Genomic DNA, 14,835 nt, shown 5'->3' with positions numbered 1-14,835 from the left:
CTTGATTCCATGTCCTCGTCAAGCCGTCACATCTTGACCGCGCCCGCCTGGCCGTACGCCAACGGGCCCCGTCACATCGGGCACGTCTCCGGTTTCGCGCTGCCCGCCGACATGTTCAGCCGCTACCAGCGGATGGCGGGCAACCAGGTCCTGATGGTCAGCGGCACAGACGAGCACGGCACGCCGATCCAAGTGCAGGCCGACAAGGAGGGCGTGTCCGCCCGGGAGCTCGCCGACCGCTACAACGGCGTCATCGCGCAGGACCTGCACGGCCTCGGCATGACCTACGACCTGTTCACCCGGACCACGACGCTGAACCACTACGCCGTCGTCCAGGAGATCTTCAAGGGCCTGTACGACAACGGCTACATCTTCCCGCAGAAGACGATGGGCGCGATCTCGCCGTCCACCGGCCGGACGCTGCCCGACCGCTACATCGAGGGCACCTGCCCGATCTGCGGCTACGACGGCGCGCGCGGCGACCAGTGCGACAACTGCGGCAACCAGCTCGACCCCGTCGACCTGATCAACCCGGTGTCGCGGATCAACGGCGAGACCCCGAAGTTCGTGGAGACCGAGCACTTCATGCTCGACCTGCCCGCGTTCACCGAGGTCCTCGGCCGGTACCTGCGCGGCAAGCAGAACGGCGCGCTCGCGTGGCGGCCGAACGTGCTGAAGTTCGCGCTGAACCTGCTCGACGACATGCAGCCGCGGGCGATCAGCCGCGACCTCGACTGGGGCGTCCCGATCCCGCTGGACGGCTGGCGCGACAACCCGGCGAAGAAGCTGTACGTCTGGTTCGACGCGGTCGTCGGGTACTTCTCCGCGTCGGTGGAGTGGGCGCGGCGGTCCGGCGACCCGGAGGCGTGGCGCGCCTGGTGGCAGGACCCGGAGGCCCTGTCCTACTACTTCATGGGCAAGGACAACATCGTCTTCCACGCCGAGATCTGGCCGGCGATGCTGCTCGGCTACAGCGGCCAGGGCGACAAGGGCGGGACGCCGGGGTCGCTGGGCGCGCTGAACGTGCCGACGGAGGTCGTGTCGTCGGAGTTCCTGACGATGGAGGGCAAGAAGTTCTCCTCGTCCCGCCAGGTCGTCATCTACGTGCAGGACTTCCTCGCCCGCTACGACGTCGACGCGCTGCGCTACTACGTCGCGGTCGCCGGGCCCGAGAACCAGGACACCGACTTCACGTGGGCGGAGTTCGTCCGCCGCAACAACGACGAGCTGGTCGCCGCGTGGGGCAACCTCGTCAACCGGTCGGTGAACATGGCGGCGAAGAACTTCGGCGCGATCCCCGAGGCGGGCGAGCTCACCGACGCCGACCGGGCGCTGATGGAGCGCAGCCGCAACGCGTTCGCGGCCGTGGGCGCGGAGCTCGAGCGGTCCCGGTTCAAGAACTCGATCACCGAGGCGCTGGACGTCGTCCGCGACGCCAACAGGTACCTGTCCGACCAGGCGCCGTGGAAGCTGAAGGACGACCCGGCCCGCGTCAAGTCGATCCTGCACACCGCGCTCCAGGTCGTCGACGACGCGAAGACGCTGCTGACGCCGTTCCTGCCGCGCTCGTCGCAGAAGGTCTACGAGATGCTCGGCGGCGAGGGCGAGTGGAGCGGCATGCCGGAGCTGCGGACCGTCTCGGAGGACGGCGGCCCCGACTACACGATCCTGACCGGCGACTACGCGACCGAGGCGCGCTGGGAGTCCACGCCGATCAAGCCCGGGGTCCCGCTGACCAAGCCGGTCCCGCTGTTCACGAAGCTCGACGCGTCCGTGGTGGACGAGGAGCTCGCCAGGCTGGAGAACCGTTGAGCCGGGACGAGGACGGGCAGAGTTCACGCTCGTTCGCGCCGCTTCCCGAGCGCCTCCCAGTGGACGTGTTCGACAGCCACTGCCATCTCGACATCGTCGACACCCCGGTGCAGGAGCAGCTGAGGTCGGCGAAGGCGGCGGGCGTCACCCGGATCGTCACGATCGGCTGCGACCTGCCGTCGTCGCGGTTCGCCGTGGAGGCCGCCGCCGAGTTCGACGACGTGTACGCGGCGGTCGCGATCCACCCGAACGAGACGACCGGGATCTCCGACGCCGTCCTGGAGGACGTGGCGCGGCTGGCCGCGCACCGCAAGGTCCGCGCGATCGGCGAGACGGGCCTGGACTACTACCGCGACTGGGCGCCGAAGGACGATCAGCACCGCTCGTTCCGCGGCCACATCGAGATCGCCAAGCGCACCGGCAAGGCCCTCGTCGTCCACGACCGCGACGCGCACGACGACGTCCTGCGCGTCCTGGACGAGGAGGGCGCGCCCGACACGGTCGTCTTCCACTGCTATTCGGGCGACGCGCAGATGGCGGAGACCTGCGCCGAGCGCGGCTACCTGATGAGCTTCGCGGGCAACGTCACGTTCAAGAACGCCGAGCCGCTGCGGGAGGCGCTGAAGGCGGCCCCGCTCGACCTGCTGCTGGTGGAGACCGACGCGCCGTTCCTGACGCCGATCCCGCACCGCGGCAAGCCGAACGCGTCGTACCTGATCCCGCACACCGTCCGCGCCATGGCGGAGATCAAGGGCGTGGACGTGGCGGAGCTGTGCACGGCCATCGCCGCCAACGGCGAACGCGCCTTCGGCCCCTGGTGAACGCGCGCGTCAGTCGGACAGGCGGTGCTGCAGGAAGGTGAGGACGAGGCTCGCGTCCCGCAGCAGCGGCGGCGCGGACGGCTGCACCTCCAGGATCCAGGACCGCCACCGGCACGCCGCCACCGCGATCTGGGCGCCCTGGGCGTCGCGCACTTCGAGGACGCCGGGCCCGCGCCCCTTCCCGGGCCCGGCGTGCCCGACCTCGGTGCCGTCGGGCCGCAGCAGCGTGTAGGAGGCCGGCCTCCAGCGGAGCCGCTGGATCACCAGGTGCACCGTGCCCGAGGTGTCGATCAGCACGTACTCGGGCTCCAGCCGCCTGCGGACCACATGGTCGACGAGGAGGAACGTCTCGCCGCCGGGGCCCTTCCAGGCCGCGACACCGGCCGGGTCGATCGCCCTCCCGAAGAACCAGACGGGCATGTGCAGCAGCTTGACCTGCGCCAGATGGAGGCTTCGCGGCTGGGCCCGCTCGTATCCCGCCGGCGCCTGCGCCTTGGCCAGCGAGACGTAGAGGCCGCCGTCCGGGCGTTTCGCCTTCTGGCGGGTGACGACGAGCTGCATGGTGTCGGACGGCCTGCTCAGCAGCGTGCGGGCCACGGCCCGGCCCGACGCGACACGGCGGCCCGTCCGCACCGCGCCCAGCACCCCGACGGCGGCGAGGAGGATCGCGGGCGTGAAGAGCTGGTACTGGTCGACGACGCTGCCCGCGTAGGGGCCCATCGGCCCGATCCGCAGGGTCACGCGGGTGCCCTCGGGGGTGTCGGTGTCGAGCCCGTAGATGGGGCCCTTGCCCGTCTTCCCGCTCTCGGTGCGCCAGACGGCGTCGCAGCGCTCCACCTTGGCCGTGCGCTTCGACCCGGGGCTGAAGACGCATTCGGTGACGGTGGCGTCGGCCTTCTCGCCGGACGTGTACGTCAGCACCATCATGACCGGCCAGAACGCGACCGCGCAGGCGGCCACCACCATCGCGGCATAGAACGCGTTTCTCCGCCACACCATGATCAGGCAGCCTAATGGGGCCTTGCTGCGGACTAATGACATTCAGGTGATTCGGCTCCTTACCCGGCCGCAAGGGCCTTGTGGGGACGGGTCCCCCGCGCTCCGGTCGCTGCGCGCGATCGAGCTGGAACAATCGGGGCCGTGGGGGAGACACAGGCGGCGCTGCTGGGCCCGGCGGACGTGCGCGAGCTGGCGGAACGGCTCGGCGTCCGGCCGACGAAGACGCTCGGGCAGAACTTCGTCATCGACGCCAACACCGTCCGGCGGATCGTCCGGACGGCCGGGTCGGGTCCCGATGACGTCGTGATCGAGGTGGGGCCGGGGCTCGGGTCGCTGACGCTGGCGCTGCTGCCGGAGGTGCGGCGGGTCGTCGCCGTGGAGGTGGACGCGGCGCTGGCCGCGGCGCTGCCCGGCACGGTCGAGGTGCGCGCGCCGGAGCTCGCGGGGCGGCTGGAGGTCGTCCACGCCGATGCGATGAAGATCACAGCGGTGCCGGGGCCCGCGCCGACGGCGCTCGTCGCGAACCTGCCCTACAACGTGGCGGTGCCGGTCGTCCTGCACCTGCTGGCCGTCCTGCCGTCGCTGCGGACCGCGCTGGTGATGGTGCAGGCCGAGGTCGCCGACCGGATGGTCGCCGCGCCCGGCGGGAAGATCTACGGGGTGCCGTCGGTGAAGCTCGCCTGGTACGGGGACGCGCGCCGGGCCGGGTCGGTCGGGCGCGCGGTGTTCTGGCCCGCGCCGAACGTCGACTCGGGCCTGGTCGCGTTCACCCGCCGCGAGCCGCCGCCGACCGCGGCGACCCGCGAGGAGGTGTTCGCCGTGGTGGACGCCGCGTTCGCGCAGCGCCGCAAGACGCTGCGGGCGGCGCTGGCGGGCTGGGCCGGGTCCGCGGGCGCGGCCGAGGAGGCGCTGCGCGCCGCGGGCGTGGACCCCCGGGCGAGGGGGGAAGCTCTGGACGTGGCCGCCTTCGCCCGTATTGCCGAGTATGGTCCTTCACGCCGGGGAGATCAGCTCCCGACCCCCTAGGGCGCGGTTCGGCGGGCATGTTCAGAGCGGAGCATGTTCGCGGCAGGGCATGTTCGCAGCGGAGCGTGCCGGGCAGAGCGTGGTCCGGGCGCGGGGTGCGGCGGGGAGCCGGGGGCTGTACGGCTCCACAGGGGACACTGGACACGACGAGCCGGAGGTCGATGTGAAGGGGCGTTCGCGGACGGCGCGGGCGAGATTGCCGATCGTGGGGACGGCCCTGCTCGCCATCGCGGCTATGGTCGCGACGGTGGCGGCGGGCTGCGGCGGCGGCGCGGGGGCCGCGCCGAAGATCACGACGACGGCGCGGGCGGGCGTGGCGCCGGTGCCGCCGAAGGAGGGGGCGTACTTCGGGGCCTGGGTGCCGCCGGACGGCGAGGGCAAGCCGTCCGCGTCCAAGCCGGGGTCGGCCTCGGCCTCCCCGTCCGAGTCGCCTCCGGAGTCGCCTTCGCCGTCAGGCTCGGCGTCCGGATCGGCGTCGCCGGCCCCGAAGCCGACCGGGAAGGACGCGGGCAAGCCGGGCATGGCCCCGGTCGTCGGCTTCGAGCAGGCGCTCGGCCGGCAGCTCGACATCGTCCAGACCTACCGGAGCTGGACGGCGGAGTTCCCCGCCGGGCTGGAGAAGTCGGTCACCGAGGGCAACCGCTATCTGCTGCTGACCTGGGGCGGCGCCGACACCAAGAAGATCGTCCAGGGCGAGTACGACGAGCTCGTCCAGCGCCGCGCCCGCGCCGTCAAGGCCCTCGGCAAGCCGGTCTTCCTGCGCTGGTCGCCGGACATGGACAAGGCGTCCAACAAGAGGCGCGTGCACGACCCGGCGGCCTTCGTCGCGGCCTGGAAGCACCTGCGGACGGTCTTCGAGCAGGAGCGGGTCGACAACGTCGCGTGGGTGTGGTGCCCGACCGCGCGCGGCTTCGGCGGCGGCGACGCCCCCGCGTACTATCCCGGCGACGACCAGGTCGACTGGGTCTGCGCCGACGCGCAGCCCGGCACCGACTACGAGTACCGCGACCTGTCGGAGGCCGTGAAGATGTTCCTGCAGTGGTCGCGGGACCGCGAGAAGCCCATCATGATCGCCGAGTTCGGCGTCCCGAAGTCCTACGGCGAGCGGCGCGCCGAATGGCTCAGGGAGGCCGCCAAGACGCTGCAGGACCCGCAGGTCAAGGCCGTCGTCTACTTCAACTCCGACGAGCAGGCGGCCAACGCCCGCGACAAGCGCCGCGCCTACTCGGTGACGGGCGACAAGCACACCGTCTCGGCCCTGCGCGAACTCGCCACGACCCCCTACTTCAACCCCCGAAACCTGCCAGTGACCAGCGGAGACTGACCGCCGGGACGACGCTGCCAGGGATTGCCCCTAGGGTTTTGGACGTGACCGCAGTGAGCGTACGCGTCCCCGCCAAGGTCAACCTGCAGCTCGGCGTGGGACCGATCCGCGACGACGGCTACCACGACCTCGTCAACGTGTTCCACGCCGTCTCCCTCTTCGACGAGGTGACGGCCCGGGACGCGCCCGGCCTTGAGGTGAGCGTCCAGGCCGCCCCGTACTCGCGGGTGTCCGTCGACGACGTCCCGGTCGACGACGACAATCTCGCGGCGAGGGCGGCCAGGCTCGTCGCGGCGCGGCTCGGCGTCGAGCCCCGCGCCGCGATCCGGATCCGCAAGGCCATCCCGGTGGCGGGCGGCATGGCGGGCGGCAGCGCCGACGCCGCCGCCGCGCTGGTCGCCTGCGCCCGGCTCTGGGACGACCGCGAAAGCCCCGCCCTCGCCCGCGCCGATCTGGTGGAACTCGGCGCCGAGCTCGGCAGCGACGTGCCGTTCGCCGTCCTCGGCGGCACCGCGGTCGGTGTCGGCCGCGGCGAGCGGCTCACCCCCGCCCTGACCCGCGGGGTCTTCCACTGGGTGTTCGCGACCGCCGACGGCGGGCTGTCCACCCCCGCCGTCTACGCCGAGTGCGACCGGATCCGCGACGCCCGGGGCGAGGCGGCGGCACCGCCGGTGGTCTCCGAGGCGCTGATGACCGCGCTCGCGACCGGCGACGCCAAGGGGCTCGGCGAGGCCCTCACCAACGACCTCCAGGAGGCGGCGCTGGCGCTGCGGCCGTCGCTGGAGCGGGTCCTGGACGCGGGCCGCGATCTCGGCGCCGTCGGGGCGCTCGTGTCCGGTTCCGGCCCCACATGCGCCTTCCTCGCCGAGACCGACGAGGACGCCGGCGACCTCGCGGAAGCGCTGGACGGAGCGGGTGTGGCCCGGCAGATCCTGCGCGCCCACGGGCCCGTTCCGGGTGCGACGGTGGTGTGACGGCGGGTGTGGCAGCGGTGTGACGACGCCGATACCCTGGGGCTTCACAACAAGAAGCTTTCCTAATAAAAAAGGGTAGATGCGCTCGTCACACAAGCGAACTTCTTGCACACGGCAGGCGTCTTGTACCTGTGACACCGATTCACTCGAGCGCTGATCCCTCCGGCGAGGTGGAGCGATGACGTACCTGTCCGGCCTGCTGGCCGTCATGGCGATCGCGATGATGGCGACGCTCGTCCTGCTGGCCGTGCGCCGCGACCGGGACCTGCGCCGCAACGCCCCGGCATCCGTCGTCGCCGGACGGGCCCGAGCCGCTAGCCTTGAGGCGCAACCCGAAGGCGGCCCTAAGCCGCCCTCCGCCGTTCGTTGATCCTCCGGAACCGTTGGACTCCGAACATCCCCCTGTGAGGCCTGTTCCGTGTCGATGGTCGTCCTGCTGGGAGCGTTCCTCCTGCTGATGCTCCTGATCGTCGTCGCCGTCGTGGTGATCGTCGTCGCCGTGTCGTCGAGCCGGAAGAACCAGAACGTCCCGCCGCCCGGCTACGGCGCCCCGGGACACGGCCCGCCGCCATCGGGCCAGGGCCCGCCGCCCGGCGTCTGACCGGGGCGCGCCTGACGGCCCGCGTCTGAGGGCCTGCGTCCGGCGGGGGCTCCGGGGGCCAATAGGCTTGGTGGCGTCGTGAATCTGATCAACCTTGAGAACGTCGCCAAGGCCTACGGGCCCACGCCGCTGCTCGACGCCGTGTCGCTCGGGCTGGACGAGGGCGACCGCGTCGGCGTCGTCGGCCGCAACGGGGGCGGCAAGAGCACCCTCGTGTCCGTCCTCGCGCGGGAGACCGAGCCCGACACCGGGCGCGTCACGCATTCGCGCGGCCTCCGGCTCGGCCACCTCGCCCAGCGGGACGAGTTCCCGGCGGAGGCGACGGTCCGGTCCGTCGTGCTGGGCGACCGCGCCGAGCACGAGTGGGCGGGCGACGTCCGCGTCCGCGACGTCCTCGGCGGGCTGCTCGCCGATCTCGGCCTGGACGCGCCGCTCGCGGGCATGTCCGGCGGCGAGCGCCGCCGGGTCGCGCTGGCGCGGCTCCTCGTCCCCGAGTCCGACCTGCTGCTGCTGGACGAGCCCACCAACCACCTCGACATCGAGGCCATCGACTGGCTGGCCCGGCACCTGAAGGGCCGCAAGTCCGCGCTGCTCGTCGTCACCCACGACCGCTGGTTCCTGGACGAGGTCACCGACCGGACGTGGGAGGTCGTCGACGGGAGCGTCGAACGCTACGAGGGCGGCTACTCCGCCTACGTCCTCGCGAAGGCCGAACGCGCCCGGATCGCCGCCGCGACCGAGGCGAAGCGGCAGAACCTGCTCCGCAAGGAGCTGGCGTGGCTGCGGCGCGGCCCGCAGGCCCGCACGTCCAAGCCGAAGTTCCGGGTGGACGCCGCGCAGGCGCTGATCGCCGACGAGCCGCCGCTGCGCGACTCGGTCGAGCTGACCCGGTTCGCGACCGCGCGGCTCGGCAAGACCGTCTACGACGTGGAGGACGTGACCGTCGAGGTCGGCGGGAACGGCGCCGCCCGCACGATCTTCGAGCGGATGACGTGGCGGCTCGGCCCGGGGGACCGCGTCGGGCTCGTCGGCGTCAACGGCAGCGGCAAGTCCACCCTGCTGCGCCTGCTGGAGGGCTCGGTGTCGCCGGTGGCCGGGACGGTGGTGCAGGGCAAGACCGTCCAGCTCGCGCACCTGACGCAGAACCTCGAAGACCTGGACCCGTCGCGGCGCGTCCTGGAGTCGGTGGAGGAGATCCGCCGCCGCATCACCGTCGGCAAGCGCGACTGGACCGCGAGCCAGCTCCTCGAACGCCTCGGCTTCCAGCGCGAGCGCCAGTGGACGCCGGTCGGCGACCTGTCCGGCGGCGAGCGGCGCCGCCTCCAGCTCCTCCGGCTCCTGATGGCCGAGCCCAACGTCCTCCTCCTGGACGAGCCCACCAACGACCTCGACATCGAGACGCTCACCGAGGTCGAAGACCTCCTGGACGGCTGGCCCGGGACGCTCGTCGTCGTCAGCCACGACCGGTACTTCCTGGAGCGCGTCACCGACCACGTCGTGGCCCTCCTCGGCGACGGGCGCGTGTCGATGCTGCCCGGCGGCGTCGGCGAGTACCTCGACCGCCGCGCCGCCGGAACGGCCCCGAAACCCGCACGCGCGGAGGGCACGGCCGTCCCAGCGGCACAGCCCGCACCTGCCGCCAAAGCCGCCGCGAAGCCGAAGGGCGGGCAGGACTGGAAGGCCCGCAAGGAGCTCGACCGGCTCGAACGCCGCCTGGAGAAGCTCGCCGGGCAGGAGGCCGAGCTGCACGAGCAGCTCGCGGCGCACGCCACCGACTACGCCAAGCTCCAGGAACTCGACGGGCGGCTGAGGGAGATCCAGGCCGAGGCCGCCACGGTCGAGGAGGAATGGCTGATGCTCGCCGAGGACATCGGCTAGCGGTCAGGGCTATGGGCAGGGCTACTCGTCGAACGGGATGAGGAGGATGCGGAGCAGGTCGGCCAGGGTGTCGTGCTGCGCGGGGCTGAGGCCTTCGAGGATGACCTGCTCCCGTTCGAGCAGGTCGGCGATCGCGGCGTCCACCCGGGTCATGCCCGCCTTGGTGAGGCGGACCTGGACGCCGCGCTTGTCCTGCGGGTCGGGGTGCCGCTCGACGAGCCCGGCCGCCGCGAGCCGGTCGATACGGTTGGTCATCGTGCCGGAGGTGACCAGCGTGGCACGCAGCAGCCGGCCCGGGCTGAGCTGGTAGGGGCTGCCCGCGCGGCGCAGCGCCGTGAGGACGTCGAACTCCCACGACTCCAGGTCGTGGTCGGCGAACACGCCGCGCCGGGCACGGTCGAGATGCCGGGCCAGCCGGGACACGCGGCTGAGGACCTGCAGCGGCCGGACGTCCAGGTCCGGACGCTCGGTGCGCCACGCGGCGACGAGCCTGTCCACCTCATCCTGCATCCCGCCACCCTACCTGTATCTTGATATCGAGAGAGGATGCCGCGGCGGGGTCCACCGGTCGGTGGACACGAGGTTCAGCCGGACGGGCCTCATGCGGAAAGGGTGCCCGCGACGAGCATTTTCCGCATGACGAACCCCTCTGTGAAGATGGCCCGGTGGAGCGCCGGGCACCCCTGGCGGGCGATCGCCGGGTGGTTCCTGTTCGTGGTCGTGTGCCTCGGCATCGGGATCGGCGTCGGCGGGAACGCCGCCACCTCCGCGGACTTCCGGATCGGCGAGGCCGGCCGGGCCGAGTCGATGGCCGCCGAGGGCGGGCTGCAGCAGAAGCCCGTCGAGCACATCCTGATCACCGCGAAGCCCGGCACGGCCGGGCTCGACGCCCGCGCCGCCGGCGCCGCCGCCCGCGACGCCGCGGCCAGGATGAAGCGCCTCCCCGAGGTCGAGTCGGTGTCCGCGCCGATCCGGTCGGGCGACGGGACGGCCGTCCGCGTCGAGGTCACCCTGCGCGGCCCCGAGCTCGAAGGCAAGAAGCACGTCGAGCCGCTGCACGCGCAGACCGCCGAGGTGCGGGCCGCGCACCCCGGCGTGCGGGTGGAGGAGACCGGCGGGCCGTCCATCAGCAAGGGCATCGAGAAGCTGCGCGGCGAGGACCTGTCGCGCACCGAGGTCATCGCGCTGCCCATCACGCTGATCACGCTGCTGGTGGTGTTCGGGTCGGTGTCGCTGGCCGTCGTGCCGATCATGCTGGCGCTGACGTCGATCGCGGCGGCCATCGGCCTGTCGATGCTCGCCTCGCACGTGTTCCCGGACGCCGGGGTCAGCGCCAACATCATCCTGCTGATCGGGATGGCCGTCGGCGTCGACTACACGCTCTTCTACCTCAAGCGGGAACGGGAGGAGCGGGCCCGGTCCGGCGGGCGGCTCTCCCCGCGGGCCGTCGTGGAGATCGCGGCGGCGACATCGGGACGCGCCGTCGTGCTCTCCGGGCTCGCGGTCGCCGTCTCCAGCGCCACCCTCTACCTCGCCGGCGACGTCATCTTCTCGTCCATCGCGACCGGCGCGATCGTCGTCACGCTCGCCGCCGTCGTCAGCTCGCTGACCGTCCTGCCCGCGCTGCTCGCCAAGCTCGGCCAGTGGGCGGAGCGCCGCGCCGCCCGCCGGGCCCGCCGCGGCAGGCCCGCCCGGCGCCTCAGGTCGAAGGACGGCGGGCGGATCACTACCGCGATGCTGCGTCCCGTCGAGCGCCGTCCCGCCGCGACGCTCATCGTCGGCTTGCTCGTGATGCTCGCCCTGGCCGCGCCGCTGCTGAACCTCAACCTCACCGACATGGGACGCGAATCCCACCCGCGCGACATCCCGGCCATGCGGACCTACGACCGGCTCAACGCCGCGTTCCCCGAGCTGAAGGCGACGCACCAGGTCGTCGTCCGCGCCGACCCCGGCCAGACGGACGAGGTCGCCGCCGCGCTCCGCGACCTCGCCGCCCGCGCGTCCGGCGACCGCGGCCCGTCCGGCGCCCTCCTGCACGGCGCGTCCGAGCTGCGCACCTCGCCGGACGGCCGGATCAGCGTCCTCGAACTCGCCGTCCCGCACTACGGCAGCACGGACGAGGCGCGGGCGTCCCTGACGGCGGTCCGCGGCGAGCACGTGCCCGCCACCGTCGGAAGGCTCGGCGTCGAGACCGCCGTCACCGGCGACGTCGCCCGCTACACCGACTATCCCGAGCACCAGAAGAACAGGATGCCCATGATCATCGGGTCGCTGCTGCTGGTGACGTTCGCGATGACGGTGTGGGCGTTCCGCTCCGTCGCGCTCGGCCTCGTCGGCGTGCTGCTGAACCTGCTGTCCGCGGGCGCCGCGCTCGGCCTGCTCACCCTCGTCTTCCAGGGGACGTGGGCGGAGGGCCTGCTCGACTTCACCTCCACCGGGTCGATCGGCTCCCGCGTGCCGCTGTTCTTGTTCGTGATCCTGTTCGGCCTCTCCATGGACTACCAGGTCTTCGTGATCAGCCGGATCAGGGAGGCCGTGCTGGCGGGCGCGCCCACGCGGGACGCGGTGCTCGGCGGGATCCGCGCCTCCGCGGGCGTCGTCACCAGCGCCGCGTTCGTGATGGTCACCGTGTTCGGCAGCTTCGTGGCCCTGCACATCATGGAGATGAAGCAGATGGGCTTCGCGCTGGCGGTGGCCGTCCTGCTGGACGCCGCCGTCATCCGGATCGTGATCCTGCCGTCGCTCATGCTGCTCCTCGGCGAGAGGAGCTGGTGGCCGTCCCGGCCGTCCCGCCGAGGGCATGACCCCATGGTCACCGGGCCGTCCCTGGAAAAAGTAGTCTGACCGCATGGCGCAACGGGCACTCCGCCGGTGGTACGCCGCCCTCTGGATGACCCTCGGACTGATCCCGCAGGCCATGGGCGTGTGGGATCAGCCGGACGGCACCAAATCCACCACGCTGGCGCTGCTGGCGGTGCTCGCGCTCTCCTATCCGATCACCGGAGCGTTCCCCGGCGACCCCGCCGTCCGCCGGTACGCGTTCCTCGGCGTGCTCATCCTCGGGATCGGCGCCGTCTCCTACCTGATGAACGGCGCCGCCTCCCTGCTGATCGTGTCGCTCCCGCACTTCTGGATCTTCGCGGGAGGCCCGCGGCGCGCGGTCGCCCTCAGCGGCGCCGCCGCCGCGGCCACGGTCGCCGGGAACGTCGTCCAGCAGGGACGCGGCGGCGAGATCCTCACCGGCAACGTGATCGCCACCCTCATCGGCTACGCGGCCGGCGTGCTGTTCGGGCTGTGGATGCACCGGGTCGTCGGGCAGCGCGACGAACGCGCCCGCCTCCTCGCCGCCGACCTGGAGACCACGCAACTCCAGCTGGCCGAGGCGCAGCGCCGCCAGGGCGCCGCCGAGGAGCGGGAACGCCTGGCCCGCGAGATCCACGACACGCTCGCGCAGGGGTTCGCGTCCATCGTCGTCCTGGCGGAGGCGGCCAGGAACGGGCTCGGCGCCGACCCGGACCGCAGCGCCCAGCAGCTCCTCTCGATCGAGCAGACCGCCCGCGAGAACCTCGCCGAGGCCCGCGTGCTGGTCGCCGCGGGCACCGGCGGTCCCGCCGCGCCGGACGCGTCGGCGCCCGCCCCGATCGCCGGGGCGCTGCGCCGCACCCTCGACCGGTTCGCCGAGGACACCGGGCTCACCGTCACCGCCGACCTGCCCGAGGTCGACTGCGACCGGACGGTCCGGATCGCGCTGCTGCGCTGCACGCAGGAGTCCCTGGCGAACATCCGCAAGCACGCCGCCGCGACCACGGTCGGCGTCGTCCTCGACCGGCACCCGCACGGCGTCGAGCTGGAGATCATCGACGACGGCCGCGGCTTCGTCGTCGGCGCGGCCACCGGGTTCGGCCTGGACGGCATGCGCCGCCGCCTCGCCGAACTCGGCGGCGAGCTGACCGTCACCAGCGCCCCCGGCGACGGCACCCGCGTCCTCGCCTTCATCCCCCTGCACCCCGGTCCCGGAGAGGCATGACATGACCGACGGCAGACTCCGGATCATCGTGGTGGACGACCACACCGTCATGCGCGCGGGCGTCGTCGCGCTGCTCGCCTCCGAGCCCACCATCGACATCGTCGGCGAGGCGGGCGACGGGCGCGAGGCCGTCGAGCTCGCCGAGCGGCTCCGTCCCGACGTGGCGCTCCTCGACCTGCGCATGCCCGTGCTGGACGGCGTCGCCGCCACCGAGCGGATCGTCGCGGGCGGCTCCGGGACCCGCGTCCTCGTCCTCACCACCTACGACACCGACGCCGACATCGAGCACGCGATCGAGGCCGGCGCCATCGGCTACCTCCTCAAGGACACCACGCGCGACCAGCTCGTCGAGGCCATCCACTCCGCGGCCCGCGGCGAGACCGTCCTCGCGCCCCGCGTGGCGGAGAAGCTCGTCGCCCGGATGCGGCGGCCCGCGCCGGTGACGCTGACCGCGCGGGAGATCGACGTCCTCAACGCCGTCGCGGACGGGCTGTCCAACGCCGACATCGGCCGCCGCCTCGTCATCGCCGAGGCGACCGTCAAGACCCACCTCCTGCGCGTCTTCGCGAAGCTCGACGTCAGCGACCGCACCCACGCCGTCATCGTCGCCCTCGACCGCGGCCTCATCACCCGGCCGGACCCCTGATCGCCGACCCGATCAGTGCCGCCGCGGCAGGGGCCTGGCGGAGGCCCTCCCGGTAGGCGGGCGTCCAGCGCGCCATGTCGCCGACGTCGTCGCCGAACGCCTCCCGCGCCCCCTCGTCGGGGACGATCCGGACATCGGCCCCCGATCCGTCCGACATCTGGGGGAGCGGCTCCACCAGCACGACCGCGCCCGCGCCCGCCGCGAGATGCGCGTTGGACCCGCCGCCGAACGCGCCGTCCATGTAGCGGCGGCCCCCGATGGTCACCGGCTCGGCGAACCCGGGCGCGGCGCTGCTCGCCGCGACGGCCGCGGTCAGCGGGACGCCGTCGTCGCTCCCGTCCCACACGACCGGCCTGCCCGACGCGACGTCCACCGCGGTGACGAGCAGCCGCGGCCGTCCTTCCCGCCGGCCGGGCCAGGCGTCGGTCCCGACGAGGTACCGCATCCCGGCGAGATGACGCTCCTCGGGCGGCGTGTCGGCCTCCAGCGCGAGCCGGCCGATGCGGCGCCTGACCTCGTCCGGGTCCAGGTCCGGGTCCGCGGTCAGCTCGAACGCCCGGACCATCACCGAGGCGTCCGACGGCGGCCGCTCCCGGCCACGGGGCGGCAGCTCCGCCACCTCCGCGAGGTCGCGCCCCGTCGCGATCATCGCGCCGGCGATCGCGCCCGCGGACGTCCCGACGATCGGCGTCGCGGCGGCCGGATCCAGGCCCGCGCGGCGCAGCCC

14 protein-coding genes are annotated in these 14,835 nt (G+C 72.9%); 11 read left to right on the top strand and 3 right to left on the bottom strand.

Going from position 1 to position 14,835, the window contains the following annotated elements; genetic code table 11:
• Positions 1-9: 9 nt before the first annotated feature.
• Both metG and E1264_RS08155 read left to right on the top strand, forming a co-directional pair.
• Entirely contained in the window at positions 10-1,812 is a 1,803-nt protein-coding gene (gene metG / locus E1264_RS08160; protein WP_132171225.1) for a methionine--tRNA ligase, read from the top strand.
• Positions 1,809-2,633, top strand: coding sequence for a TatD family hydrolase (locus tag E1264_RS08155; RefSeq protein ID WP_132171223.1), 825 nt, complete (start codon positions 1,809-1,811; stop codon positions 2,631-2,633). Before metG ends, E1264_RS08155 begins: the two co-directional genes overlap by 4 nt.
• 9 nt (positions 2,634-2,642) lie before the next feature.
• Here the strand turns inward: E1264_RS08155 and E1264_RS08150 are convergent, their stop codons facing one another.
• A complete protein-coding gene (locus E1264_RS08150; RefSeq protein ID WP_132171221.1) occupies positions 2,643-3,632 on the bottom strand; it encodes a hypothetical protein in 990 nt (329 codons plus the stop codon).
• A 141-nt stretch (positions 3,633-3,773) separates the two neighbouring features.
• Here E1264_RS08150 and rsmA point away from each other — a divergent pair, with 141 nt between their 5' ends.
• From rsmA to E1264_RS08120, 6 genes are all read left to right on the top strand, one after another.
• Complete coding sequence (gene rsmA / locus E1264_RS08145) at positions 3,774-4,658, top strand: 16S rRNA (adenine(1518)-N(6)/adenine(1519)-N(6))-dimethyltransferase RsmA (protein ID WP_132171219.1); 885 nt, start codon at positions 3,774-3,776, stop codon at positions 4,656-4,658.
• 49 nt (positions 4,659-4,707) lie between these two features.
• Complete coding sequence (locus E1264_RS08140) at positions 4,708-5,982, top strand: hypothetical protein (protein WP_243710817.1); 1,275 nt, start codon at positions 4,708-4,710, stop codon at positions 5,980-5,982.
• A gap of 53 nt (positions 5,983-6,035) precedes the next feature.
• Complete coding sequence (locus E1264_RS08135) at positions 6,036-6,956, top strand: 4-(cytidine 5'-diphospho)-2-C-methyl-D-erythritol kinase (protein ID WP_132171255.1); 921 nt, start codon at positions 6,036-6,038, stop codon at positions 6,954-6,956.
• Between the two features lie 178 nt (positions 6,957-7,134).
• Positions 7,135-7,326: a hypothetical protein gene (locus E1264_RS08130; RefSeq protein ID WP_132171217.1), complete on the top strand. Its 192-nt coding sequence runs from the start codon at positions 7,135-7,137 to the stop codon at positions 7,324-7,326.
• 48 nt (positions 7,327-7,374) lie between these two features.
• Positions 7,375-7,557, top strand: coding sequence for a hypothetical protein (locus E1264_RS08125; RefSeq protein ID WP_132171215.1), 183 nt, complete (start codon positions 7,375-7,377; stop codon positions 7,555-7,557).
• A gap of 78 nt (positions 7,558-7,635) precedes the next feature.
• A complete protein-coding gene (locus E1264_RS08120) occupies positions 7,636-9,435 on the top strand; it encodes an ABC-F family ATP-binding cassette domain-containing protein (RefSeq protein ID WP_132171213.1) in 1,800 nt (599 codons plus the stop codon).
• A gap of 21 nt (positions 9,436-9,456) precedes the next feature.
• Here E1264_RS08120 and E1264_RS08115 read toward each other — a convergent pair whose 3' ends face one another.
• Entirely contained in the window at positions 9,457-9,945 is a 489-nt protein-coding gene (locus tag E1264_RS08115; RefSeq protein WP_132171211.1) for a MarR family transcriptional regulator, read from the bottom strand.
• 126 nt (positions 9,946-10,071) lie between these two features.
• Between E1264_RS08115 and E1264_RS08110 the strand changes: the two genes are divergently transcribed.
• From E1264_RS08110 to E1264_RS08100, 3 genes are read left to right on the top strand one after another with little or no spacing between them, the layout of a single operon-like run.
• Positions 10,072-12,279, top strand: a complete 2,208-nt coding sequence (locus E1264_RS08110; protein WP_132171209.1) for an MMPL family transporter — start codon at positions 10,072-10,074, stop codon at positions 12,277-12,279.
• Between the two features lie 4 nt (positions 12,280-12,283).
• Positions 12,284-13,462 (top strand): sensor histidine kinase, encoded by a 1,179-nt coding sequence (locus tag E1264_RS08105; RefSeq protein ID WP_132171207.1) that lies wholly within the window; start codon positions 12,284-12,286, stop codon positions 13,460-13,462.
• A 1-nt stretch (position 13,463) separates the two neighbouring features.
• Positions 13,464-14,108, top strand: a complete 645-nt coding sequence (locus tag E1264_RS08100; protein WP_132171206.1) for a response regulator transcription factor — start codon at positions 13,464-13,466, stop codon at positions 14,106-14,108.
• On the opposite strand, the gene E1264_RS08095 is transcribed toward E1264_RS08100, so the two are convergent.
• Positions 14,089-14,835: patatin-like phospholipase family protein (locus tag E1264_RS08095; protein ID WP_132171204.1), on the bottom strand; the 747-nt coding region annotated here is incomplete at its 5' end. The two genes, E1264_RS08100 and E1264_RS08095, sit on opposite strands and share 20 nt — an antisense overlap.

It is taken from the genome of Actinomadura sp. KC216, from assembly GCF_004348535.1.
Taxonomy (GTDB): Bacteria; Actinomycetota; Actinomycetes; order Streptosporangiales; family Streptosporangiaceae; genus Spirillospora.
Note: the sequence above shows the minus strand (reverse complement) of the source record. Positions and strands in the feature narration are given on the sequence as shown.

Bases quoted from the DNA above. Each gene is read 5' to 3' on its own strand.
- metG (WP_132171225.1), top strand. From the start codon at position 10: ATGTCCTCGTCAAGCCGTCACATCTTGACCGCGCCCGCCTGGCCGTAC.
- E1264_RS08150 (WP_132171221.1), bottom strand. From the start codon at position 3,632: ATGGTGTGGCGGAGAAACGCGTTCTATGCCGCGATGGTGGTGGCCGCC.
- E1264_RS08140 (WP_243710817.1), top strand. From the start codon at position 4,708: ATGTTCGCAGCGGAGCGTGCCGGGCAGAGCGTGGTCCGGGCGCGGGGT.
- E1264_RS08130 (WP_132171217.1), top strand. From the start codon at position 7,135: ATGACGTACCTGTCCGGCCTGCTGGCCGTCATGGCGATCGCGATGATG.
- E1264_RS08115 (WP_132171211.1), bottom strand. From the start codon at position 9,945: ATGCAGGATGAGGTGGACAGGCTCGTCGCCGCGTGGCGCACCGAGCGT.
- E1264_RS08110 (WP_132171209.1), top strand. From the start codon at position 10,072: ATGACGAACCCCTCTGTGAAGATGGCCCGGTGGAGCGCCGGGCACCCC.
- E1264_RS08105 (WP_132171207.1), top strand. From the start codon at position 12,284: ATGGCGCAACGGGCACTCCGCCGGTGGTACGCCGCCCTCTGGATGACC.
- E1264_RS08100 (WP_132171206.1), top strand. From the start codon at position 13,464: ATGACCGACGGCAGACTCCGGATCATCGTGGTGGACGACCACACCGTC.